23 protein-coding genes, 2 pseudogenes and 1 riboswitch are annotated in these 23702 nt (G+C 39.6%); of the genes and pseudogenes, 24 read left to right on the top strand and 1 reads right to left on the bottom strand.

Going from position 1 to position 23702, the window contains the following annotated elements:
- Window positions 1–131: 131 nt before the first annotated feature.
- The 18 genes from DW650_RS02995 to DW650_RS20400 all read left to right on the top strand — a co-directional run bounded on the left by DW650_RS02995 (window position 132) and on the right by DW650_RS20400 (window position 19458).
- Window positions 132–1247 carry a tyrosine-type recombinase/integrase gene (locus tag DW650_RS02995; RefSeq protein WP_055172826.1) on the top strand — a complete coding sequence of 372 codons (1116 nt, stop codon included), beginning with the start codon at window positions 132–134 and terminating at the stop codon, window positions 1245–1247.
- 12 nt (window positions 1248–1259) lie between these two features.
- A complete protein-coding gene (locus DW650_RS02990) occupies window positions 1260–3005 on the top strand; it encodes a tyrosine-type recombinase/integrase (protein WP_117510420.1) in 1746 nt (581 codons plus the stop codon).
- Window positions 2998–4494 (top strand): tyrosine-type recombinase/integrase, encoded by a 1497-nt coding sequence (locus DW650_RS02985; RefSeq protein WP_117510419.1) that lies wholly within the window; start codon window positions 2998–3000, stop codon window positions 4492–4494. The genes DW650_RS02990 and DW650_RS02985 overlap by 8 nt, the downstream gene beginning before the upstream one ends.
- Window positions 4481–4864 carry a DUF6262 family protein gene (locus DW650_RS02980; protein WP_117510418.1) on the top strand — a complete coding sequence of 128 codons (384 nt, stop codon included), beginning with the start codon at window positions 4481–4483 and terminating at the stop codon, window positions 4862–4864. Before DW650_RS02985 ends, DW650_RS02980 begins: the two co-directional genes overlap by 14 nt.
- A gap of 162 nt (window positions 4865–5026) precedes the next feature.
- Complete coding sequence (locus DW650_RS02975) at window positions 5027–6385, top strand: KAP family P-loop NTPase fold protein (RefSeq protein ID WP_117510417.1); 1359 nt, start codon at window positions 5027–5029, stop codon at window positions 6383–6385.
- A gap of 186 nt (window positions 6386–6571) precedes the next feature.
- On the top strand, window positions 6572–6715 hold the full coding sequence (locus DW650_RS02970) for a hypothetical protein (protein ID WP_330414573.1): 144 nt from the start codon (window positions 6572–6574) through the stop codon (window positions 6713–6715).
- The gene (locus DW650_RS02965; protein ID WP_117918462.1) at window positions 6712–8703 is read left to right on the top strand and encodes an ABC transporter permease; all 1992 of its coding nucleotides are present in this window, start codon (window positions 6712–6714) and stop codon (window positions 8701–8703) included. The genes DW650_RS02970 and DW650_RS02965 overlap by 4 nt, the downstream gene beginning before the upstream one ends.
- A gap of 85 nt (window positions 8704–8788) precedes the next feature.
- Window positions 8789–9064 (top strand): TetR/AcrR family transcriptional regulator, encoded by a 276-nt coding sequence (locus tag DW650_RS02960; RefSeq protein ID WP_147403000.1) that lies wholly within the window; start codon window positions 8789–8791, stop codon window positions 9062–9064.
- A gap of 39 nt (window positions 9065–9103) precedes the next feature.
- Window positions 9104–9436, top strand: a complete 333-nt coding sequence (locus DW650_RS02955) for a hypothetical protein (RefSeq protein WP_118209054.1) — start codon at window positions 9104–9106, stop codon at window positions 9434–9436.
- 89 nt (window positions 9437–9525) lie between these two features.
- The gene (locus tag DW650_RS02950) at window positions 9526–10314 is read left to right on the top strand and encodes a class I SAM-dependent methyltransferase (RefSeq protein WP_118209053.1); all 789 of its coding nucleotides are present in this window, start codon (window positions 9526–9528) and stop codon (window positions 10312–10314) included.
- Between the two features lie 335 nt (window positions 10315–10649).
- Window positions 10650–12338: an ABC transporter ATP-binding protein gene (locus DW650_RS02945; RefSeq protein ID WP_118209052.1), complete on the top strand. Its 1689-nt coding sequence runs from the start codon at window positions 10650–10652 to the stop codon at window positions 12336–12338.
- 562 nt (window positions 12339–12900) lie between these two features.
- A riboswitch (TPP riboswitch) is annotated at window positions 12901–13007 on the top strand.
- A 1310-nt stretch (window positions 13008–14317) separates the two neighbouring features.
- Entirely contained in the window at window positions 14318–15118 is an 801-nt protein-coding gene (thiD, locus tag DW650_RS02935) for a bifunctional hydroxymethylpyrimidine kinase/phosphomethylpyrimidine kinase (protein WP_118209051.1), read from the top strand.
- Complete coding sequence (gene cytX / locus DW650_RS02930; RefSeq protein ID WP_118209050.1) at window positions 15115–16299, top strand: putative hydroxymethylpyrimidine transporter CytX; 1185 nt, start codon at window positions 15115–15117, stop codon at window positions 16297–16299. The genes thiD and cytX overlap by 4 nt, the downstream gene beginning before the upstream one ends.
- Before the next feature lie 69 nt (window positions 16300–16368).
- Window positions 16369–16881 carry an energy coupling factor transporter S component ThiW gene (gene thiW, locus DW650_RS02925; RefSeq protein ID WP_118209049.1) on the top strand — a complete coding sequence of 171 codons (513 nt, stop codon included), beginning with the start codon at window positions 16369–16371 and terminating at the stop codon, window positions 16879–16881.
- A 96-nt stretch (window positions 16882–16977) separates the two neighbouring features.
- A complete protein-coding gene (locus DW650_RS02920) occupies window positions 16978–17691 on the top strand; it encodes a hypothetical protein (RefSeq protein WP_118209048.1) in 714 nt (237 codons plus the stop codon).
- A gap of 154 nt (window positions 17692–17845) precedes the next feature.
- Complete coding sequence (locus DW650_RS02915) at window positions 17846–18283, top strand: MarR family winged helix-turn-helix transcriptional regulator (RefSeq protein WP_118209047.1); 438 nt, start codon at window positions 17846–17848, stop codon at window positions 18281–18283.
- 12 nt (window positions 18284–18295) lie between these two features.
- Window positions 18296–18748 carry an MATE family efflux transporter gene (locus DW650_RS20405; RefSeq protein WP_330414572.1) on the top strand — a complete coding sequence of 151 codons (453 nt, stop codon included), beginning with the start codon at window positions 18296–18298 and terminating at the stop codon, window positions 18746–18748.
- A gap of 5 nt (window positions 18749–18753) precedes the next feature.
- Window positions 18754–19458: an MATE family efflux transporter gene (locus tag DW650_RS20400; protein WP_330414571.1), complete on the top strand. Its 705-nt coding sequence runs from the start codon at window positions 18754–18756 to the stop codon at window positions 19456–19458.
- Window positions 19459–19720: 262 nt separating this feature from the next.
- Here the strand turns inward: DW650_RS20400 and DW650_RS20570 are convergent, their stop codons facing one another.
- Window positions 19721–19807, bottom strand: coding sequence for a hypothetical protein (locus tag DW650_RS20570; RefSeq protein WP_334294421.1), 87 nt, complete (start codon window positions 19805–19807; stop codon window positions 19721–19723).
- A 60-nt stretch (window positions 19808–19867) separates the two neighbouring features.
- On the opposite strand from DW650_RS20570, the pseudogene DW650_RS19900 reads away from it, so the two are divergent.
- From DW650_RS19900 to DW650_RS02880, 6 genes and pseudogenes are all read left to right on the top strand, one after another.
- Window positions 19868–20194: pseudogene (locus tag DW650_RS19900) on the top strand (helicase); the annotation flags it as partial.
- A gap of 107 nt (window positions 20195–20301) precedes the next feature.
- A complete protein-coding gene (locus DW650_RS02900) occupies window positions 20302–20703 on the top strand; it encodes a Fur family transcriptional regulator (RefSeq protein WP_117922566.1) in 402 nt (133 codons plus the stop codon).
- A gap of 17 nt (window positions 20704–20720) precedes the next feature.
- Window positions 20721–21001: pseudogene (locus DW650_RS02895) on the top strand (peroxiredoxin).
- A complete protein-coding gene (gene yaaA, locus DW650_RS02890; RefSeq protein WP_117922567.1) occupies window positions 21001–21753 on the top strand; it encodes a peroxide stress protein YaaA in 753 nt (250 codons plus the stop codon). Before DW650_RS02895 ends, yaaA begins: the two are co-directional and overlap by 1 nt.
- Window positions 21754–21790: 37 nt before the next feature.
- Window positions 21791–22840, top strand: a complete 1050-nt coding sequence (locus DW650_RS02885; RefSeq protein ID WP_118209046.1) for a diguanylate cyclase — start codon at window positions 21791–21793, stop codon at window positions 22838–22840.
- A gap of 47 nt (window positions 22841–22887) precedes the next feature.
- On the top strand, window positions 22888–23556 hold the full coding sequence (locus tag DW650_RS02880) for a SulP family inorganic anion transporter (protein ID WP_118209045.1): 669 nt from the start codon (window positions 22888–22890) through the stop codon (window positions 23554–23556).
- Window positions 23557–23702 lie beyond the last annotated feature (146 nt).

Below are 23702 nucleotides of genomic sequence, written 5' to 3'. Positions count from 1 at the left end.
ACGCTTTTAGGGGAAAAGTTTAGTACAGTTTTTGGGGCGGTTTTGGAGGGATTGTTGGTATTGATGAATAGCTATTTGAACATGAAGTGGGTATAATGTGTATAGCGTTAGAGGAAAGGACGGTGAGCAAAATGGCACGATATGCAGTGGAACATATCTGGGAAGGAAAACAGGAATATTTTTTAATCCGGGATCATCAGAGCTGGCAGATGGTGCTGTTCCCGTCCAAGTATCTGACGCATTTGATCCGAGCAAACCGTTCCCCGAATACCGTTGGCCGCAGGGCAAAATCCATCCGGTTCTATCTGGAATATCTGGATGAGAAAAAGATGGAACTGTCCCAGGTGGCGGAACTGGAATTCCAGGAACAGTATGAACATTATGTGGGATTTCTCCACTGGCTGAAAGCCGGAAACCATTTGCATGAAAAGAAAGAGAAACTGCCAAGCAATAAAACCTGCAATGCGTACTTAAAAGACGTGTTCAGGTTTTTCTGTTTTTTAGAGCTGGAATCAGATATGGAAAGGCTGAAAGTGTTATATTATGACAGTTTTACCACCCATGATTCCATCGGTGTAAAACGGAAGCTGCGGTTCCGGTCATTCAATGGCTATCTGAAAGAGGAAGAACGAAACGTCCGTCCGGCAGAGCATCAGGAGATTTTGGAACTTTTGAAGCAGTGTACCAACTGCAGGGACCAGCTTCTGATCATGCTGCTGGCAGAGACCGGATACCGGATCGGCGAGATTTTAGGGGTAGATTATACCAGAGATATTGATTATGAAAGACACACCATCCGGGTATTCTTCCGGGATGACAATGAGAACAAGGCAAGGGCGAAGAATGCGGCGTACCGAAGATCCAAAGTCAGTGATGCCACTTTCCAGTTTTTACTGTTTTATTTGTCCAAGTACCGGGAATTTCTGCAACACCAGCCGATGCTGTTTGTAAACATCGAAGGAGAGACAAAAGGAAAGGCACTTCAGGTGGACGCAGTTTACCGGATGCTGGAGCGGATGGAGAAAAAGACAGGCATCCATACGACACCTCATATGCTACGGAGATACTTCGGAAATATGAGGCGGGATGCCGGATGGCCACTGGAAATGATCAGTGAGGCATATGGACATAAGCACATCGATACGACCATCAAATATCTGAACCTTGTAGATGACCAGCTTATGGAAGCCAGCGACCAATATTATGCAAAACATTCTGCTCTTTATGATGTGGAGAAACTCCTGTAGGAGGTGAAGAACATGCCCGCTTATCAATTACATATTTATGAACAGCAGGAAGAGCGGGAAGTACTGGAACAAAAAATCTGTGAGCAGGTGGATGCCTGTACAGAGGTAAATGGAACCATACGAAACCGGATAAAGAAGTTCCTGATAGAAGAAGGAATTACTGATATTTCAGAGATGGACGCAGTCCTAAGGGTCCGCTACGAAGAATATCTGGAAAGGAACGAAACCGTTCTTGCACCGATTACCTGCTTGCGGGGATTTGATGGAATCGTGATTCATCGGATGAAAGAAGAACTGCAGACACTGGCAGGGAGAAGAAACTATACTACAGAGTATCAGGAACAGTGGATGTGCCTTAGCCATTATCCGGAGATTGAGATAGCAGAATCTTTTCTGACCAGCAAAGATGGAAAGGAACTGCTATGGGATTTTACACTAGAGTGTCCCCAAAATTTGAAGATGCAGATTTTTACAGTGCTGAAAGAGGTGATCCATACCTACAAAGGCCGTTACAGAAAAGAGAAACTGCTGGCACTGCAAAGGCTCTATCAATTTTGTGCGAAGCAACAAGTAGCTGATATTGAGATAATGACACTGGCCAAAGAACAGCAATTTGAGCAGGAACTCTCAGAACATTTTAGAGGGGAAAAGAAAAGTGCTGTGTTTGGTATCCTGCGGATGAGCAGAAAAATCCTATTTTTACAGGCACCGGAAATTCATTGGAATGCGAATGTGTGGTTTTTGGAACGTTTCCATTTTTCCAGAGAACGAATGAATCCAAGCAAGCCCGTGGAATGGGTATCCTTTAAAGAGGTGACCAACCTGGAAAATCAAAAGATTTTGCAAAAATATCTGCGGTATCTGTTTGGAATCACAGATTTATCTATCAGTACCATCCGAATCAAGCTGCTGGAACTTCGTACATTCCTGGCACACTTCAATGGAGAGGAAAAGCCGATCTATGAAGTGGAGGCAGAGAAGATTCAGAGATATCTGGAATCCGTTCAGAGACAGGATACCCGTGAAAAAACAGCAAATGGAAGAATCTTTATGATTTTACAGTTTTACAATTTCCTTGTAGTCAAAGGATATCTGAAGAAGATTCCCTTCCGGCATACGTATTATCTGCAGAAAGAAATGCATGTACACCATGACCGCAGTGTACCGGAAAGAATCTATACGGAAATTTTATCGAAGCTGACAGAGTTTCCGGAACATCTGCGGTTGATGTTCTTGCACTTATGGTGTACCGGAATCCGGGGGAGCGAAGTATGTACCCTGACAGGTGGTGATTATGAAGAGAAGAATGGAGATTACTGGCTGAAAGTATATCAGGTGAAAATGAAAACGTATAAGCGGATTCCCATTCCGGAAGCATTGTACAAGCTGGTGCAGGTGTACAAAAAGAAATATCAGATCGGACCAGAAGAATACCTGTTTAAAAGCAAAAAAGGTGGAGCATTCCAGTATGCTACATTACGGTATCAAATGTTGAAATACTGTGAGAAAAATCAGATTGCAGATGGAGAATATATATTCAGATCCCATGATTACCGCCATAACCTGGCTACGCTTTATTATGATAATGGTATTTCTATCCAAGCGGTACGAGATTACTTGGGGCATGAATATGAAGAAATGACCAGGCAGTATGTGGACTATATGCCAAAGAAACTGGAAAAAGCCAGTGAAGCATACTTCCAGGAAGAAACCCACAGCTTTGCGGCGGAACTGATGAAAGGAGAGTTCCATGGATGAAAAAGTATATCTAATAGATTTGAACTGCTATGCAAGAGCAGATGAAAAACAGAAAAAGAATGTAAAAGAATCCCATTGTTTTGATTTTGGTCTACTTCCAACGAAAGGACTCCAAAAAGAATTCCGTTCATTTATTGAGGAACGAAGTCAACAATGTGCATTGGCAACGATGATACAGGAACGAGTGATCTATCAGAGATTTTGCAGAATGGTAAAGGATAAGCACATCCGGGCAGAGAGCCTGCAGGAACTGGAGTGGGAACAATGGCTGCTAAAAATCCGAAGCTGGCTTCTGGAACATGGGCAGAAACTGACCATGCAGGGAATCAGCGTATATGGGAAAGAAAAGACAGTGCCATCGAGCCTCATCACTTATGTGCGGAAGGCATATCGATTTACAGAAGCCAAAGAGGAACGGGATGAGATTGAGAAAGATATCTGGACATTAGAGAATCTGGACATTGCCTATAAAAAGAATCCGATTAAAAATGTGCAGACTTTGAATTTTACAGCGATTATCCAGGATGACTTACGGGAAGAAACAAAAAAGGCAGTTTATGAACATTTACATCATGAAGCGATTGCAACAATTATCAAAGAACTGACAGCCATCCGGAGACTATCCAAATATCTGAAAGAAACATATCCCGATATCCATTCGGCAGAAGAACTGAATCGGGAGTTGCTGGAAGAATATCTGACGTACCTTGCAACGGAAGCGGAGGGCGTAAATAATTACCGGGCAGATCTGACGAACCTCCGGGGACTGCTGGAAACCATCGGAAAATTATATGGATATTCGCATCTGGAAAGTTTATTCCTGACCAGTGACCTTCCCAAACAAGTGCAGCCTAAATTGAAATCTTATTCAGACAGTGAGCTGATTCGTTTTAATGCAGCGCTTGCAGAACTGGATGAACAGATTGAGCGACTCATGGTCATTCATCAGATGTTAGGAACAAGGATATCCGATACCCTTACCCTGCAGACAGACTGCCTGTATCGGCAGGACGGACATCCTATGATCCAGATCCGGCAGATGAAAACAACTACATTTGTGAAGCCTATCAGTGCAGAACTGGAACTGCTGATTGAAAAAGCAATGGAATATACCAAGAAAAGGTATGGAGATACACTTTACATTTTTGTGGATGAGAAAAATACCAAGAGACCCCTGCAGTACAATACCGTTCAAAATAAGGTGATGGATCTGATTCAGAAAAAAGACCTGCGGGACGATAAAGGAGAATTGTTCGGATTTGGAACGCATATGTTCCGCCATGTATATGGTATCCGCTTAACAGAACTGCATCTGGATGACTGGACCATCGCAAAACTACTGGGGCATACATCCGTAAAGAATGTGAAATTTTACCGAAAGATGAGCCTCCAGATCATCGCAGATGAAACAAGAGAAATCAGGGCAGAGATGAGCCGGATGATCCGGGCGAATCTGGCCGGATGGGGGAAAGAATATGAGCAAATATGACAAGATGCTGGAAGTAAACCATAAGCAGAGCGTGGAGAAAATCCAGCGGGCAAAACTGGCAATCCAGGAAATGATTGAAGAAGAGGATAAAGTGACCGTTCCCAAACTGATGCAAAAGACCGGACTGTCCAGAGGATTTTTCTATAAGAACCCGGAAGTGCGAAAGGCAGTAGATCGTGCCTTGCAGCTACAGGCTGGCATGGTAGATAAGAGAAGAAAGATTTTAGATATGGCAATGGACAACCGTATCCTGCAGCTGGAGCAACAGGTAGCGAAACTGAAAAGAGAGAACGAGACATTACGAAAAGAAAGTGAAACAATGCGAAAGGCATTAAATAAAAGAGATTTGAATCTGATCAAGAATTTTTAATGAAGAAGAAAATAATCAGCGGCTGGCAGGGGCGAGAAGAACGTGCCTGCTGGTAGTTGTTGAAATAAAAAGGTATTGTTGATGTTTAGATTGTGTGAGACAATAGAGATGTTAATTATATTCAGCCATAATTGGAGTTCATGATAAAGGAGAATACAATATATGAAGAAATATGTTCAGGAAGCAACGGATATAAATATCTGGACATCCATAAAGAACAATACTTTTGGGAGAAATAAAGATATAAAAGAGTTTATAGATGGGTTAGAACTCATAGATGAAAGTGCCTGCATTAGCTTGGATGCGAAATGGGGAGATGGAAAGACATTTTTTGTCCGACAGATTGAAGAAGTGTTAAAATATGTGTTGGCAAATCAACGGGCAGATGAAGAAAATCCGATTGAGAAAATTCCATCTTATGAATATTTGAAGGACAATGAAATGATGGCTAAAATAGATTTGAAGCATTCTTATTTGCCAATCTATTATAATGCATGGATGTATGATAATCATAGCGATTCACTTATGTCCCTGTTGTTAGTCATGACAAAGACTTGCAAGGGAGTTTATGATACGAAAATAGATTCTGAAAAAATTAGTGAAAAACTAATAAAAGCATTGTCAACGTTACCTATTTCATTAGGTGAATTTAAGATGAATCCATTTACAGTAGCTGAAAAGCTACAAGTGAAAAAGGTAGATATTTTATCACTTGTACAGACTGAGGAAGAAATCCGGGAACGAGTAAAAGGAATCTTCAATGACATTATTGTAGAAAGAGCGCAGAAACTGATTATATTTATTGATGAATTGGATCGCTGCAGACCATCTTTTGCCATAGAAATGTTGGAGAGAATCAAACACTATTTTGATGATGAGCGTGTGATTTTCGTGGTGTCTCTTAATAAGGAGCAGTTAATACATACCATAACAAGTTATTATGGAAGTGGATTTGATGCAACCAGATATTTGAATAAGTTTTTTGATGTGAATATAAATCTTCCAGTAATGGATCGGTATCAAAAACAGTCAATAGAATTTTCTGAACAACGAACAGAGAGAAAATATTGGTTGCATCAACTAGCGGAAGAGTTGAGTGACTATTATCACTTATCTTTGCGAGATAAACTGATTTACAAGAGTCGAATTGAATCAGTACCAAGTTCTACAGGAACATACATAAGTTCAGAGTCATATTTTATATCACTATTTGTAGCATGTATTATATTACTTGATATTATTGATATTCCAGAAAAGAAAAAATTTTTAGAGGGGAAAAGTACTTTTGTTGCAAGCGTATTACCAGAGTTAAAAGCTTACCAGAGATTTGTAAATAGATTGATTGGAGATGGAAATAGTACAGTTGAAGAAAGTCAATTTCAAAGTAATTGCGAAGAAGTTGTGAAAGTATATAAATATGCATTTGAAACAGAATCAGATGAATATTATGAAAGGTTTGAAATAAGCCGAGAATTAAAACAAAAATGTATTGCAGCAAGCAATGGACATAAGTATTATTAATATATAAAAGCAAGTGGGGACTTCTGGAAAGAAAAGATCTGCTTGCTTTTAACGTATAAAGAAAATGTACACAGTACACAAATGTACATACCGTTAAAGCCCCTATTTTCAAGGCATAAGGGGATAGGGGTACAGTTTACGGATGAACCGACTGGAAACCTTGACAGTAAGACGGGCAGAGAGATTATGGATATTTTAAAGCTTGCCAATCAAAAGTATAAGCAGACGATTCTTTTAGTTACGCATGATGAAAAAATTGCCTTGCAGGCGAGCCGGATCATTACGATCGGAGACGGGAAAATTGTAAAAGATGAGGTGATGAAATCATGAAAATTACATCACAGCTCGCACTCAGTCAGCTAAAATTAAATAAAAAAAGAACAATGGCAGGGATTTCTGCTATTTCACTGGCAACAGCACTTGTTACGGCAGTTATGTGTTTTGTAACCAGTGGCAACAGGATGCTTACGGTTTTTTTAGAACCGGGATATGGAGACTATAGCAGTGTGTATTTTCTTTTGATTTTCGTTCCGGTTTTAATTTTAGGGATATTGATCGCTCTTATGTCGGTAACGGTGATATCAAATATTTTTGTGGCAAGTGCCAATAAAAGGATTCAGGAATTTGGTATTTTAAAATGTGTAGGTGGAACCGGAAAACAGATCAGAGCATGTGTTATCTGTGAAAGTTTGTGGCTTTGTGTGGTTGGTATTCCGCTTGGACTTATGGCAGGAACTTTGCTTGGATATATTGGTATAAAAATCACAGGATATTTTGTTTCGAATATCGATCAACTTTCAAAAAGTATTATTATGAGACCGTTTTCCTTTTCTTTGTCATTTCATATTTCGGTATGGACATATCTGTTTGCTTCCTTTTTTTCATTTTTGATTGTTCTTAGATCTGCGTACAAGCCTGCAAAAACTGTTGGAAGGCTTACTGCAATACAGTGTGTAAAAGGTATAACGACAGACATAAATCTAAAAGAGCTTGCTGTAAAAGGTGGATTGGCTGGAAAAATTTTTGGATGTGAAGGAGAGATTGCATGGAAAAATATTAAAAGGAATCAATCAGGATACAAAGCAACAGTACGGGCATTATCACTTGCAATTTTACTGTTTTTGATGACAGGTGGACTGGCAGAACAAGCGAAAGAGTTTCAGGAATGGATGACGCCGGATTCAAAAGAGATGGATGTGGATTATTGTTCAATTCGCAATATAGAGGTGAATAAACGAACCGGACGTACCGAAGAAAAGATCGTATCACCAATATCCTCTATAACTTATAACGAAATAACAAAAAGATTAGCTGAATATGGTAATATAGAAGTATATGGAGTAGGAAATGATGCATGTACATATCAGGCAATCCTGGATAAGAATTTCCTGTCTAAGGATATGTCAGAGGCTCCAGACATTTTTGATGAGAATGCAGAAGCAGGGGTTTCTCTCATATCGGTGGATGAAAAATTATATCAGAAGCTGTGTGACAGAGCAGGAGCTCCTTACGGCAGTAATCTTTTGATAAACAGTTACCAGTATAATGATAATGGGAGAACAAAGAGCATAAAACCCTTTGGAGAAACGGTTACGGAAATCACTTTGATAAATGCAGCCGAAGAGAAGAAAAGGATTGAAATTGGAGGTTTTTTATATCAGGAAGATCTGAAAGAACCGGGATTTCGTGATATGTCTCCTGATCCGGTAAGGATTGTTGTGCCGGATGTTACTGCCAGATATTTCGACTGGTTTTGTACACCGGATGATGAACAGGCATTTGCAGAATATGCCAGAAAAATCATGGATGAATATTATCCGGTACTTACAGAGGATTCCTATGTGGATCAGGGATATACGGTGAGAATAAGCCGCATGGATACGATGGCAAAAATGTTAAATATCGCAATTATCCTTGCGGAAATTATTCTATATGGATTTGTTATTCTGTTGATTTTTATGGGATTTGCAAGTGTGATCAACACGCTTGCGGCAAATATCAGGATCAGAGGACGAGAGTTTGCAATTTTAAAAAGTGTTGGAATGACAAATGCTTCCATTCAAAAAATGCTTTACTGTGAAAGCCTGATATGCATTATAAAAGCACTGATACCAGGAACTGTACTCGGAATTGCAATACCATTTGCAATGAATCTGTCTATACGAAAAGCGTTTCCGGTGTTATATCATATTCCATGGGGAATGTTAATAGCAGGAGTGGTCGTCTTGACTGTGGTAGTGATGATTATCACATGGGCTGAAACAACTAAGCAAAAGGATAAGAGTATCATTGATGAGATCAGAATGGATGTCGTGTGATGTAATGGAGATTTGCATTTATATGGAAGAAAGAAATAAATATGGGATATATATATGGTGATGGCGTGAGTGTTCAGATCAAAAATTGACAAAACAGTTAGTTTGTGCTAACATAACTTGTGTTATGGAAGATGAGCGCAGAAAACAGACAGAACAAAAACTGATCAGATCCGGCAGGGCAGAGTTCCTAAAAAAGGGTTATGTAAAAGCCAGTCTCCGGGATATCTGCAAAGCAGCCGGTGTCACGACTGGAGCATTTTATTTCTCATTTGAGAGTAAAGAAGCGTTAATGACAGCCATTTTAGATCCGGTGATCGCTGATTATGAGCATATGTGCGCCGAACTGGCGCAAAGGGAATAAGAGGATCCCGGTACAGCGGATGATAATGAACGGCAGATCATGGAATATTTATCGGAGCACCGGGCGGAGGCAATCATTCTGATGGAAAGATCAGAGGGCAGCCGTTATGAGGGCTTCCGGCAAAAAGTATACAGTCAGATGCAGGCGGCATTTACCAGCTATTTTTCAAAGTTTATGGGAAGTGAGCCGGATTCGGAAATGATCCGGATTTTGGTTGCAATGCGGCTTCGCGGATACATGGAACTGATAGAAGGAGATTATACCGTGGAAGAAAGACTAAAGCTTGCGAGGGAGATAGGCATACATGCCGACGCAGGATCGATGGCATTAATTCAATATTTAAAAGAACAAAGAGAAGTCTATCGCAGATGATGCGGTAGGCTTTTTCTATTGCAAAACATAACAGATCAGAAAAATTGTTATGCGCTCGCAAAACAAGGAGGAAAAAGGAGGATTTCATCATGAAAGAAAAAACAAATTATGGAAACTGGGTGCCGGAGAAGGCTCTGTATCTGCTGTTTGGACTGGCGGGGGTATTTCTTGTGGTCACGGTGCTGCTTGGAGTTATGGTACAGATGCCGGTTATCACGGTGATCGCGGGAGTGGTTTGTGCGCTGACATTTGCGATGGCGGTCTATATGCTGGTCTGCCATGAAGCGTTTGCATTTGGAAAGGGAAATATGATGGCAGGTGTGCATAAACATCTGGTAGAGCATCTTGACTGGGATGGAGAAGGGAAAATGCTCGATATCGGATGTGGTGCTGCTGCACTTACGGTCCGGTGCGCGAAGGCTTTCCCGAAAGCGCAGATCACGGCGATGGATTACTGGGGAGCAGAGTGGAGTTACGCAAAGGAGCAGTGTGAGAGAAATGTAAGACTAGAGAGTGTTGCAGACCGCGTGTCATTTCAAAAAGGAGACGCAGCAAAGCTGGATTTTGCGGATGAAACATTTGATGCGGCAGTGAGCAATTTTGTGTTTCATGAAGTACGGTCGACGAAAGATAAGCGGAATGTGGTGAGAGAGGCACTCCGGGTGGTAAAAAAAGGAGGGGTATTTTCATTTCAGGATATGTTTTCACAGAAAGCGTTGTACGGAGATATGGATGCATTTGTTGAGGTATTAAAAGCCGAAGGAATCTCTGAGATACACTATATCGGTGATCTGGAAAAGAAACTTGATTTTATTCCGGGATTTGTGACGACGCCGTGGATGATCAGTGGGATGGGGATATTATATGGAAAGAAATAAATGTGATAAAATAAAATCTGAAATTTACAGGTGAAACGTGGATGGAATGTATGTAATTTTAGTAAAGAAAAAGTCTTGTGATTGGAATGGATTGCAGTTTTTCGCATCATTATGGTAAGATGAAAATACATGATACAGAATCGAGGTGAATTCATGATGAAATTTGTTCGAGGTAACTACTCAGTACAGTTGAAATGATCTGTTAGCAGATTGTACTGAGGTTAATTCATAATCATAGAATGTTCGCGGAGCGTGCATTCTATAATATTAATATGCTGACAGTCACAACTGTACTGTTTCGTAGGTAAAAAATATGCGATAAAAGGAGTACAGTTATGCGTTACATAAAAGAAATACTAAAGAAAAATTTATTGGTTACATCTGGCTATCTCGTGATTGGGGTATTTAATTCCTTTCTTTTGAACTATAAGGCAGATTATTTTCAGAAAATCATTGACGGACTTTCCGGTGGAACCCTGACGATCATTGGGATTGTCGCATATGGGATCATTTTGCTTACCGGTTACATTTTGGAGTATGTGGACGAATATCCGGCAAAAAAACTGGAACATGGGATTTATCTGGACTTTAAGCTGTTAGCGCTTCAAAAAATCAGTATCATAGAGTATCTGGAATATGTGAAGCTGGGAACAGGAAAACTTGTTCAGAAAATTGAAAATGGTTCAACAGCGGGACGGGATGTGATATTTAATTTCTGGCTGGTTTTGATTCGCCAGTTATTGCCGTCCATACTATTCAGTATGTATTTTATTGCAAAAATCAACAGAAATATCATGCATATTTTGATGAGCGGATATCTGGTCGTTTTTGTAGTGTCGAATGTATTGCTGAAAGTTTTGATGCAAATGAAAGAGAAAGTCCTTAATCATGAGGAAATGTTAAATCATTATCTGATACGCGGATTTATGGAACTGGTCATATTCCGTGTGGAAAGGCAGTTTCCGAATGAGATCAGGAAAGCAGATGATGCAAAAAGGGAGATCGTATCTTCAAAAGTAAAAATGAATCTGATCCATGAGGCTTTTTTTACGATATTTGCATGGATGGTTGCATTTTTAAATATAGGGATTATATTTTATGCATGGAAAAGCAAAAATCTCACGGCGGGCGAAGTGGTGGCACTGATTTCGCTGGTGGAAAATGCGTATGTCCCAATCGCAATATTCAATGTGATCTATGTGCAATATAAGCTGGATAAGTCAGCTTATGCAAGATTTGTCCGGTTTTTGGAGTTAAAAAATGACGAGCAGCTCCAGAAAGGCAAGATTCCGGCTGGAAATGCAGGTGAGATCTGTGTCAGGAATCTTCACTTTGAATATGAAGAAAAGACGGCCTTGGATGAGGTGGCATTTACAATCACAAGAGGACAAAAAGTTGCCCTGGTCGGTGAGAGCGGTTCAGGAAAGTCGACACTGATAAAAATTCTTTTGGGATTTCTAAAGTATGACAGAGGTCAGATCAAGGTTGGAGGAGTGGAACTGAGAGATCTATGCCTTGATAAGTTCTATGACAAAATTGTTTATTTATCCCAGGATTCTCCGATTTTTGATGGGACGATCAGAGAAAATATTTTATTTGACAGAAATGTCCCAGACGATGAGATTATGATGGCACTGGAAAAGGTGAATCTTTCCTGTCTGGTTCGCGATTCTGCCAAGGGACTGGATACGCAGATCGGTGAAAAAGGCACGCGTCTGTCGGGCGGAGAAAAACAGCGGCTTGCACTTGCAAGATTGTGGTTTGAAGATCCGGAACTTGTTATTTTGGACGAAGCCACATCGGCGCTTGACAATTTAACAGAAGAGGCAGTTATGCAGGAAGTTCTTGATCGGTTAAAAGATCAGACGATGATCGTTATTGCCCACAGGCTGAATTTTATTGCAGCTTTTGATAAGATTATTGTATTTCGGAATAGTAAAATTACCAGTCAGGGGACTTTTGAGGAACTGATGAAATCAGATCCGTATTTTGCGGAACTTTATCATACAAGTAGTCAGATCTGATTGTCTGGATACATTTGTTGACTGGCAAAGGAAGAGATTTAGAAACATAAAATACGATTTTAAATTTTTGAAGTTGTCCATAGGAAAAAACTATGGACAACTTTTATTTTGTGTGCCGAGCATGGCGCTAATCTTGCTGGTGCAAGTCCAGTCATGGGTATTTACCGCCAAGTGTAGCGAACCACAAGTCGGTATCGGTAACGGTATGGATGGAGGAAGTGGTGTAGCAAAGTTCTTGAGCCTACGAACAGAAACTTGATAAGGCGATTAGGTGGGTAAGATTGCAAATCAAATCGAAGCCCAAATGGTAAACGTAAACCGAAATTGTAAATCAATGAAAAAAGCCGGGAACAAAGGTGCGTAACCTAATAAAGATGTGGGTACCAGAAGACTTGGCAAGACAGGCTGGAAACAGTTGCCGAGGATATTGGTTCACGACACATGCAGTTGCCATAAATATGGCAATGACAACAGCAATTTATGTAGAAAAAACTTGCATTTTGGGAACAAGTGTGTATAATAAAGCTGTTATAAAAAAGACCATCACAAAAGTGATGTGGAAAACAAAAAAATGGGGTGCTCGCACAGGCGGGCTGAGAGTAAGCGGATGCTTTAACCCGGAACCTGATTTGGATAATGCCAACGTAGGGAGATAATGGATCACAAGTGTGTTTTTTTGTGCAGGAATCTTTGGTTGGGTTCCTGCACTTTTTATGGATAAGATATCTGCAAATGCTGGTTTGTTGGGTTATGAGTTCCCCGGCTAAGGGTGATATCGCAGTTTTGTGATTGGCAAATTGCATCAAGCCGGGACTGTTTTGTTCCGTTGTACGAAATTAAGGCAAGTCTAAGTCAGCCTGATTTAATGTTTCTCGGAGTGACGTGTGCGTCTTAAACGCCCCGCCCGGGGGCATTAAGACTTGTGCTGCCGTCCGTGGCAGCACAACACTGTGTTACGAACAGGCAGACTAAGATTGCCTAATTTTCTCCCAAAGTCACAAAAGCAATCCCGGCTTGATGCGATTTGCCAGCCGTAAGGCTGTGAACCACCCTTCGTCGGGGAACTCACATCACAACCTTGGGGGTGCGTAAATTTTTAGTGTTTTGTGTCTGAATATGATTAAAAAATATTTCTAAATAACTATATTCAATAATTTATTATTTGTTTGATAACGCTGGCAAAAAACTCAATATATTCCACTATGCTCATGTTTATTGCCATACACATTTGAAGAATATTTTGTGTTATTGGTCTGACAATTTACGAAACAATTCATGTAGTACAATGCAGCAACTGAAAATTTTGGAAAGTCATCAGGCTAAATATTAATGATACAGTACATTAGAATTTTAAGCATATTTTTATTCGTGCGAATATCAAAAATCCACACCCGCGCCCCCAATTCTGAGATGAACCGCCCACCCAAATGGTGTTCACAACCTGAAGACTGGCATCTTGCGCAAAGCCGGAGCTAATTTTGTGACTTTGGGAGAAAATTAGAAAATCTTGGTGTGCCTGTCTATACATAGTGATGTTCTGCCACGGATGGCAGAACAAGGCAGCATCGAGTCATGGATGACTCGTTGTTGCCGGTCACGTCACTCCGAGAAAATCTAATTCAGGCATACCTAGACTTTTCTTATTTTCGTACAACGGAACAAAAATTACTCCGGCTTTGCGCAAGATGCCACTCACAAGCCTACGATACACCATTTGGGGAGATGATTTATTTCATAAACAAACCAGCATTTGGAGGACCGTTTATTCATACATCACTTGTGTCACAGCGGCAGATTGGGGGCACCACCTTAGGTCGCTATATAAAATTAATGCAAAACAAAGGAGGCAAATCCTCTGCTCCTGCAAGGGCGCATGCTATGCAGGCATAGCAGACATTTTGCTTCGCAAAACAAAGGAGGCAAATCCTCTGCTCCTGCAAGGGCAGTCGCATTTTGCTTCGCAAAACAAGGAGGATTTTATGTACACAGCATTAACAATCGCTGGAAGTGATTCCAGTGGAGGCGCCGGCATCCAGGCAGATATCAAGACAATGACCGCAAACCGCGTTTATGCGATGAGTGCGATCACGGCACTGACTGCCCAGAATACGACCGGCGTAACAGATATTATGGAGGTAACTCCAAAGTTTTTGGCAGAGCAGCTGGATAGTATTTTTACGGATATTCATCCGGATGCAATTAAAACCGGAATGGTCTCTTCTAGTGAACTGATCGAGACGATTGCGGAAAAGCTGACAGAGTATCACGCAAAAAATATCGTGGTGGATCCTGTCATGGTGGCAACCAGTGGAGCGAGACTGATAAACGAGGAAGCCATCAGTACATTGAAAAGTAAATTATTGCCTCTTGCAACTGTTATCACTCCAAATATTCCGGAAGCAGAAGTGCTTTCTGACATGGAGATAAAGACAGAAGCAGATATGGAAAAAGCAGCAGAAATCATTTGTAATACCTTTGGTTGTGCCGTGTTATTAAAGGGCGGACATCAGTTAAATGATGCGAATGACCTTCTTTTCCAGAAGGAAAAAGAGCCGGTATGGTTTCATGGCAAACGAATTGACAATCCAAATACCCATGGAACCGGCTGTACGTTATCTTCTGCGATTGCATCGAATCTTGCAAAGGGAAGAGACTTAGAAACTTCCGTCAGATATGCTAAAAATTATATTTCCGGCGCACTTGCCGCCATGCTTGACCTTGGAAAAGGAAGCGGACCTATGAACCATGCATTTGCAATCGAAGGAGAATACGAAGGATGAATGAAAAGAGAACTTCCGTTTTTTCAAACGGATTAATCTGGTTTGGTGCGGGTGTATCTTTAGCTGAAATACTGACAGGTACTTACTTTGCACCGCTTGGTTTTGGAAAAGCAATGGCAGCGATTCTGCTTGGACATCTGATCGGCGGAATTATGATGTTTGCCGCAGGAATGATCGGAGCGAAAGAGCGCAAAAGTGCCATGGAAACTGTAAAAATGAGTTTTGGTGAGAAGGGAAGCCTTCTTTTTGCAGTATTAAATGTGTTACAGCTTGTGGGATGGACTGCGATTATGATCTATGATGGCGCACTTGCAGCAGACGGCGTTTTACATACCGGAAACTGGGTGTGGGCGATCATTATTGGTGTTCTGATCGTTGTGTGGATTTTTATTGGACTGACCAACCTTGGCAAATTAAACACGGTTGCCATGACCGCACTTTTTATTTTATCACTGGTACTTTTTAAAGTGATCTTCTTTGGCAGCGGAAGCATGACAACGATCGTGGATGACGGAAGTTTAACGTTTGGAGCTGCCGTAGAGCTCGCGGTAGCAATGCCGCTTTCCTGGCTGCCGCTGATCAGCGATTATACAAGAGAAGCCGAAAAACCGTTTGCTGCAACACTCGCAAGTGTGATCGTCTATAGTCTGGTCAGCACTTTTATGTACATGATCGGCATGGGAGCAGCTATTTTTACCGGCGAATATGACATTGCACAGATTATGTTAAAAACCGGTTTCGGCGTTGTAGGACTTCTTATTATTGTATTTTCCACGGTTACAACAACCTTTCTGGATGCTTATTCCGCAGGAGTTTCAAGTGTTTCCATTTCCTCAAAGATTCAGGAAAAATGGGCAGCAATTGTTGTTACTGTGATTGGAACTGTCGCAGCGATCGTTTATCCGATGGATAACATTACAAACTTTTTATATCTGATCGGTTCTGTCTTTGCGCCGATGATCGCAGTGCAGATCGCGGATTACTTCATTTTAAAGAAGGCTGATTCTGAAAAATCTGCATTCCAGTGGCGCAATCTTATTGTGTGGCTGGCCGGATTTATCATTTACCGCATATTGATGCAGGTAGATACACCGGTTGGAAACACATTGCCGGATATGGTGGTCACAGTCATTCTCTGCCTGATTGTGGAAAAAGCTGCAGGGGCAGTAAAATCAAAATAGGAACTGTTGCAGTCAGACCATTTTTTAGAAGGCAGGATGTGACAGATTCCGGGAAAAGAGGACAAAAGAATGAATAAATTTAATTTAAAGAAATTGACAGTTACAGCAATCTTAGCGGCAGTAGCGGTGGTGGGAAGCTTATTTTCCTTCCCGGTATTCGGTTCCAAATGTGCACCGGTGCAGCATCTGGTAAATGTTTTGTGTGCAGTTACGGTAGGACCGTGGTGGGCACTGGCACAGGCATTTATTGCTGCGTTGATCCGTAACCTGTCAGGACTTGGAAGTCCACTGGCATTCCCGGGAAGCATGTGCGGCGCGCTGCTTGGCGGACTTCTTTACAAATACGGAAAAAAACTTCCGTTTGCCTATATCGGTGAAGTTGTGGGAACCGGTATCATTGGCGGAATGCTTTCCTATCCGGTGGCATATCTTGTCATGGGGAATAAGGCAGCAGCTTTATTTACATTTGTTGTTCCGTTTCTGATCAGTACCTGTGGCGGAACGATCATTGCCATTATTATTACACTGCCGTTGAAAAAATCAGGAATGCTTGGCAGAATGAAAGACAGTCTGGAAGAGTAAGGCAGTCTGAATGATGAAAGATAAAGAAGAATATTGTGAAAAAACAGGGCATGATGTAAAATTAAACTATAAATTTTACAAAAGGAGAACTTTGTTATGAAGAATGTGAAAATTATGTTTTTGGAAAGGAAATTTTCCGGGAGATATTTCCTTATGTTGTTGGTGGCTATAGCATCTGTTGTAGCAATCCAGCTATGCAGTCCGATTGAGGCAAAAGCGAAAAGTACAGCTCCGGAGGTAGGGTACAGCGAAAACAGACAGCTTATGTTTGTACCGGAATACAAGACATTTGGTGAATTTGTGGTAAAAGACATGAGCAAAAATGCAAAAGTCACATTGAAAGTCAGCAATAAAAAGATTGCAAGCGCAAAATGGGACAAACGTCAGAATATAGTCTGGGTTACCGCAAAAAAACCGGGCACCGTCAAGGTAACCTTAAAAATTGTACAGAATAAAAAGACGTATACCTATACTTCTAAGATGACATGGGTAAAATATAATAACCCGTTAAAGAGTCTGTCTGTTGGAAAGACAAAATATAAGGTGTCTTATTTTGATAAAAATACGACAGCAACAATGAAGAAAGTAAAAGGTTCACAGACTTTAAAGGTATCTTTAAAGAAAGGATATAAGCTTAAAAATCTTGCAATATCCCGTGGTGGAAAATATACCGCAATACAAAATGGTGCGAAGATCAATTTCACCCAAAAAGGTTCGAATAATACGGTTGTATTTATTAGCTATCAGGATCCGGAAGGAAATTACGGAACACTCAGATTGTTTGCAGATAAATCCAATCATGAATGGTAATATAAAATAAAAAACGAGTTGATGTATATGAATGAAAGTATACATCAACTTATTTTTTTGTCATTTTGTGTCGTATGTGGTAAAAAAATGTTGACAAAGGTATGAAATCATACTATTTTATAAAAGGTACGATTTCATACCTTTGGAGGAAGAAATGAATAAAAATTATAGAAATGAAGTTCATAAAATGAATTATCTGTCATCAGAGATAGATTCATTGTATCATCTGTCATCGTTAAAATTTGGAATCAGTGACAGTGCGTCAATCGTGCTATATACCATATATGATGCAGGCGGTGAGTGCCTGCTCAGTCATATATATAAAACATCAGGTATCAGTAAACAGACGATCAATTCTGCAATCAGACACCTTGAAGCGGAGCATTTTATCAATTTAAAACAGATGGATGGCAGGTCAAAAATGGTTTCATTTACCGATGAGGGAGAGAGATTTACAGAGAATACCGTTGCAAGACTTTTTGCTGCAGAGACGGGTGTATTTGAATCCTGGACAAAGGAGCAGGTTGAGATATTTATGGATCTGATGGAAAAATACCTCGATTCATTCAGAAAACAGATAGAAAATTTATAAAGGAGTTTTTCGGTGAAAATTCAATTATCAGATCATTTTTCTTACCGGAAATTGTTGAAATTTACACTGCCTTCGATCGCAATGATGATTTTTACATCTATTTATAGTGTGGTGGATGGTTTCTTTATTTCTAATTTTGCCGGGAAAATACCGTTTGCAGCAATTAACCTGATCATGCCTGTACTTATGATCCTTGGAACTGTTGGTTTTATGTTTGGAACAGGTGGTACAGCATTGGTAGCCCTGACCTATGGGGAAGGGGACCGGAAAAAGGCAAATGAATATTTTTCATTACTGGTATACAGTGCTGCGGCACTTGGAATTATTTTAGCGTTGCTTGGATTTTGTTTTATCCGCGATATTGCAGGTATGTTAGGAGCTAAGGGAGAGCTGCTTGAAAATTGTGTGATTTATGGAAGGGTCATTCTGATCGGATTGCCATTTTATGTATTGCAGGAGGTATGATCCCATTGATTTATTTTCTGAGGAAAAATTCAAGTATATTAAGACTTGGAAAGACGAAGTTTGAAGGAAAAGTATTGATTAAGGCAACTTCCAATGGACTTTCTGAATTTATGACGAACATATCCATGAGTATTGTTGCAATCTTATTTAATTCCAAACTGATGAAATATTCCGGCGAGAATGGTGTTGCAGCATATGGTGTCATGATGTATGTCAGTATGATCTTTACAGCAGTATTTGTTGGTTTTTCAATCGGGGCGTCACCTGTGATCAGTTTCCATTTTGGAGCGAAAAATACAGATGAACTTAAGAACCTGATACGTAAAAGTATTGTGATTGTTGGCACATTTGGTATAATTATGGTGATTGCTGCGGAGATATTTGCCGGAGGACTTGCAAAGATTTTTGTTGGATATGATGAGGAGCTTTACCGGCTTACCTTGTCCGGGTTCCGGATTTTTGCACTGTCATTTGGCTTTATGGGATTTGGTATACTGACCTCCGGATTATTTACTGCATTAAATGATGGGCTGACTTCCGCACTGATTTCATTTTTGCGTACCCTGGTATTGGAAAGTGGAGCAGTCATGCTTCTGCCGTTAATATTTGGAATACATGGGATATGGTATTCGGTGGTTGTTTCAGAATTTTTAGCACTTGTTCTGGGGGCAGTCTTTTTGGTGATCAATCGAAAAAAATATCATTATTGATGTGAAAAATCACAATATATCATATGGAAAATATTGTAAAAAATGTCTTTTGCAAGAAAAGTATTTAATTTGATAAAATAATATCTGCGCAAGAGGAAACGATATTTATGGAGATATGACACAGAGGTGCATATCTCTTTTTTTGCGCATTTTAAGGAAACAGGAGCTTCCTGTATACTTTAAGAGCTATAACAAAATCATTTTGATAGAACTCTTGGCTGGACTTTTTTTTTACAAACCTATTTTAGGGTTATAAATTGTATTAAATTCTATTTTTGTATTCGCTGTCGATAATTTCCATAATATCTTCTGGTGTTTCTTTACAACCGTTGTTAAGCCATTTTTTGATGATAGCAGTTATTCCGGCACGAAAAAACTCACTATGATAATCGATAAATTTACTATCATATATGTCACCAAAGGAACATTTGATGCATACAACTGGTCGCTTGTGGAAAATAAGCAGCGTTTTATCAGTCAGGTAATGACAAGCAAGGCGGTAAGCCGAAGCTGTGAGGATATCGACGAAGCAACACTTTCCTATGCTGAAATTAAGGCGGTTGCCACAGGCAATCCGTTAATCAAGGAAAAGATGGAGATTGACAATGATGTGCAGAGATTGAAGCTGTTAAAGGCATCGTATGATAAGCAGAGGTATGGCTTGCAGGATAACTTTATGATCAGGTACCCGAAGATGATTAAGACTGCAACGGAAAAGCTTGTCAATGTAAGGGAACTCTGAAAGTTTGACATTAGAATCTAGCAATTAGAGTTCGGTTACTGTTGACAAAGTAAGAACCACAACATAAAATCTAAATTAAGATTAAATCTTATTAAGGAGGACTGAGAACAATTAGAAATACGATTCAAAGAGATATGGTACTAAGTGCAGTAAATGAGATGCATCGTCATGTAACAGCTGATCAGATATACACATTTATAAGGGATAAATATCCATCAATTGGAAGAGGAACCGTATATAGAAATCTTGGTATACTTGTAGAGGAAGGAAAAGTCAGAAAAGTAGAAGTTCCGGATGGCTCTGATCGCTTTGATTTTACACTTGAGAATCATTATCATGTTGAATGTGTAAAATGCGGAGAAATATTTGATGTTGACATGGATGTTATATCAGAAATTGAAAAGAAAATAAAAGATGCACATGGTATGAAATATATAAGCCATGACATATTTTTTAAAGGAATTTGCCCAGAATGTCAGAATAATAAAATGAATGACCTGTAAGATTGGAGGATAATATAATGTTAGAGATAGGGACAAAAGCACCAGATTTTGAATTACCAGACCAAAATGGAGAATTACATAAATTGAGTGAGTATCTTGGGAAAAAAGTGATACTATATTTTTACCCAAAAGATAATACACCGGGCTGCACAAAGCAGGCGTGTGGATTTTCAGAAAGATATCAATGGGTGTGGTCAGAACAACATACCTTATTGATGAAGAAGGTGTTATCATAAAAGCCAATGATAAGGTAAAAGCTGCTGACGATCCAGAAAAAATGTTACAGGAATTAAGCTGATGAAGATTATATTATCACCCGCAAAAAAGATTAAAGTGGATACGGACAGTATAGAAAGCTTAAGTGAACCGGTATTCAAAGAAAAAACAGATGAGATTCTTAGATGGCTACAGGGCAGGTCTGAAAAAGAACTCAAGGAAATGTGGAAGTGCAATGACAAGATTGCTGAACAGAATATAGAAAGAATTAATTCCATAAAAATGGAAAATAATCTTACACCAGCAATTTTAGCATACGAAGGAATTGCATATCAGTATATGGCACCGATAGTTTTTGAAGAGGAACATTTTAACTATGTTCAGGAACATTTGAGAATATTGTCAGCATTCTATGGAGTATTAAAGCCTCTGGATGGCATTACTCCATACCGCCTTGAGATGCAGGCAAAGGCTGCCATAGGGGGCTCAAAGAATCTGTATGATTTCTGGGGAGATAATCTATATAGGGAATTGATAGATGACAGCAGAATCATTGTTAATCTGGCTTCAAAGGAATACTCTAAATGTATTGAAAAATATCTGTCGCATAAAGACAGGTATATAACGATTACATTCTGTGAGAAGTCAGAAGACAAGCTTATCACAAAAGGCACATATGCAAAGATGGCACGAGGCGAAATGGTAAGATATATGGCAGAAAACCATATAGAAAAACCAGAGAGCATCAGTAACTTTAACAGACTTGGCTATGTGTTCAGAGATGACATATCATCAGATCATGAGTACATATTTGAAAGAAAATCTGAAAAATAGAAAATAATAATGGGAATTATTTGAAGGTGATAGAGATATGAAAGAAAAGATAGCTAATATATTAAAGACAGTACTTGTACTGTTTCTGGCAGTTTTGGTTATTATTATGATGTTGGAAATACGAAAAATACAGGGAACTGCAAGAGTTATCAATTATGCGGGATTAGTCAGAGGAGCAACACAGCGGGAAGTAAAGCTGGAAATTACCGGAACGTCAGATGATGAAATGATTGCGGATCTTGATGATATTCTGAATGGACTTAAATATGGGAATGGAGGATACAGTCTTGTGAGCCTCCCAGATAGAACATATCAGAACAAGCTGGATGAACAGATATCATATTGGAATAAGTTAAAAGAAGAAATTTTATCAGTAAGGGAAAATGGATATGAAGCAACAGATGTTATTGCTATAAGTGAAACATATTTTAATGTGGCAGATGAAACAGTCACATCAGCTGAAATATATTCTGAAAGAGTTGCTGGAACTATCAGAGTGGTTGAGATACTATCAATTTTAGATATTATTATGCTTGTCCTGATAATTATCCAGCAAACAATAGCGGATATTAGAATTAAAAACAAAAATAAAGTTCTGGAGAAAAAAGCTTATGTTGACCTGCAGACGGGACTTCCTAATAAGAGCAAATGTGAGGAAATGCTTCGTAGCTGTGAGTATATAACGGAACCTATGGGATTTGTAATGTTTGACTTGAATAATCTGAAGCTGGCAAATGATACTTATGGACATGCGGTAGGAGATCAGCTTATAACTAATTTTGCAAGACTGTTAAGAAATTCCATACCATCGAAGTATTTTGTAGGAAGATATGGTGGAGATGAATTTATAGCTGTTATCACGCAAACAACAAAGAAAGAGATTTTGGCTATTATGGAAGATGTGCATAGTGAAGTAAAGCGTTTCAATGAGAATGTTCATAAGGTAGAAGTCAGTTATGCATATGGATATGCTTTCTCAGAAGATTATTCAGAATGTACTATGAAAACCTTATTTGATAAGGCAGATAAGCATATGTATGAGAATAAAGCGATTGAAAAAGCAAAATTAAAGGTCACTGCTCAATAGTATATTGTAAAAGATTAAAAACCCAAAAGTGAAATTCATAGATAGTAATGAATGATATCATAACAGATTTATTAGCAATCATAGGTGTCGTTTTGAATGGACTGCCACAAGGTCTGTTAGCATTAGCTTATGGTTTTGCATCAGTTCCTACGGCATTAGCATTCTTTGTCGGTGCAATAGGAAATACGGTGACTCAGAGTGTTGCTCCAATATCGTTTCAGGCAGAAACAATCACATATGCAGGTACTGCCGGAAAGAACCGGTCAGAAAGATGCACTATGATTTTTATAGGCGGAGCAGTCATGGCACTTATAGGAGCCTTTGGTTTGCTGACAAAGATTGTAGATTTTATAGGTGAGGATGTTGCATATGGTATGATGGCTGGAGTCGGAATTATTTTGACTAAAGCAGCGATAGATATGATAAAAAGCGATAAAATCTCCGGTGGAGTGTCTCTGGCAGCGGCTTTAATTACATATTTTATTACTAGAAATAATGCACCTCATGCAGTCTGGGCAGGAGTTGCAATGATGGTTATAATCGGAGTGATTCTTTTAACAAAATTATTACCTAAGATTGGGAAATATGTTCCGGCATCGGTGTATCGTAGGCTTGTGAGTGGCATCTTGCGCAAAGCCGGAGTAATTTTTGTTCCGTTGTACGAAAATAAGAAAAGTCTAGGTATGCCTGAATTAGATTTTCTCGGAGTGACGTGACCGGCAACAACGAGTCATCCATGACTCGATGCTGCCTTGTTCTGCCATCCGTGGCAGAACATCACTATGTATAGACAGGCACACCAAGATTTTCTAATTTTCTCCCAAAGTCACAAAATTAGCTTCGGCTTTGCGCAAGATGCCAG

This window comes from Roseburia sp. AM23-20 (assembly GCF_003470905.1).
GTDB lineage: Bacteria > Bacillota > Clostridia > Lachnospirales > Lachnospiraceae > Roseburia > Roseburia rectibacter.
The sequence above is the reverse complement of the archived record's forward strand: the minus strand, read 5'-3'. Positions and strand labels throughout refer to the sequence as shown.

What these genes read in the sequence shown, in the direction of transcription:
- DW650_RS02995 (WP_055172826.1), top strand. Translation starts at nt 132, where the DNA reads ATGGCACGATATGCAGTGGAACATATCTGGGAAGGAAAACAGGAATAT.
- DW650_RS02990 (WP_117510420.1), top strand. Translation starts at nt 1,260, where the DNA reads ATGCCCGCTTATCAATTACATATTTATGAACAGCAGGAAGAGCGGGAA.
- DW650_RS02985 (WP_117510419.1), top strand. Translation starts at nt 2,998, where the DNA reads ATGGATGAAAAAGTATATCTAATAGATTTGAACTGCTATGCAAGAGCA.
- DW650_RS02980 (WP_117510418.1), top strand. Translation starts at nt 4,481, where the DNA reads ATGAGCAAATATGACAAGATGCTGGAAGTAAACCATAAGCAGAGCGTG.
- DW650_RS02975 (WP_117510417.1), top strand. Translation starts at nt 5,027, where the DNA reads ATGAAGAAATATGTTCAGGAAGCAACGGATATAAATATCTGGACATCC.
- DW650_RS02970 (WP_330414573.1), top strand. Translation starts at nt 6,572, where the DNA reads ATGGATATTTTAAAGCTTGCCAATCAAAAGTATAAGCAGACGATTCTT.
- DW650_RS02965 (WP_117918462.1), top strand. Translation starts at nt 6,712, where the DNA reads ATGAAAATTACATCACAGCTCGCACTCAGTCAGCTAAAATTAAATAAA.
- DW650_RS02955 (WP_118209054.1), top strand. Translation starts at nt 9,104, where the DNA reads ATGGAATATTTATCGGAGCACCGGGCGGAGGCAATCATTCTGATGGAA.
- DW650_RS02950 (WP_118209053.1), top strand. Translation starts at nt 9,526, where the DNA reads ATGAAAGAAAAAACAAATTATGGAAACTGGGTGCCGGAGAAGGCTCTG.
- DW650_RS02945 (WP_118209052.1), top strand. Translation starts at nt 10,650, where the DNA reads ATGCGTTACATAAAAGAAATACTAAAGAAAAATTTATTGGTTACATCT.
- thiD (WP_118209051.1), top strand. Translation starts at nt 14,318, where the DNA reads ATGTACACAGCATTAACAATCGCTGGAAGTGATTCCAGTGGAGGCGCC.
- cytX (WP_118209050.1), top strand. Translation starts at nt 15,115, where the DNA reads ATGAATGAAAAGAGAACTTCCGTTTTTTCAAACGGATTAATCTGGTTT.
- thiW (WP_118209049.1), top strand. Translation starts at nt 16,369, where the DNA reads ATGAATAAATTTAATTTAAAGAAATTGACAGTTACAGCAATCTTAGCG.
- DW650_RS02920 (WP_118209048.1), top strand. Translation starts at nt 16,978, where the DNA reads ATGAAGAATGTGAAAATTATGTTTTTGGAAAGGAAATTTTCCGGGAGA.
- DW650_RS02915 (WP_118209047.1), top strand. Translation starts at nt 17,846, where the DNA reads ATGAATAAAAATTATAGAAATGAAGTTCATAAAATGAATTATCTGTCA.
- yaaA (WP_117922567.1), top strand. Translation starts at nt 21,001, where the DNA reads ATGAAGATTATATTATCACCCGCAAAAAAGATTAAAGTGGATACGGAC.
- DW650_RS02885 (WP_118209046.1), top strand. Translation starts at nt 21,791, where the DNA reads ATGAAAGAAAAGATAGCTAATATATTAAAGACAGTACTTGTACTGTTT.
- DW650_RS02880 (WP_118209045.1), top strand. Translation starts at nt 22,888, where the DNA reads ATGAATGATATCATAACAGATTTATTAGCAATCATAGGTGTCGTTTTG.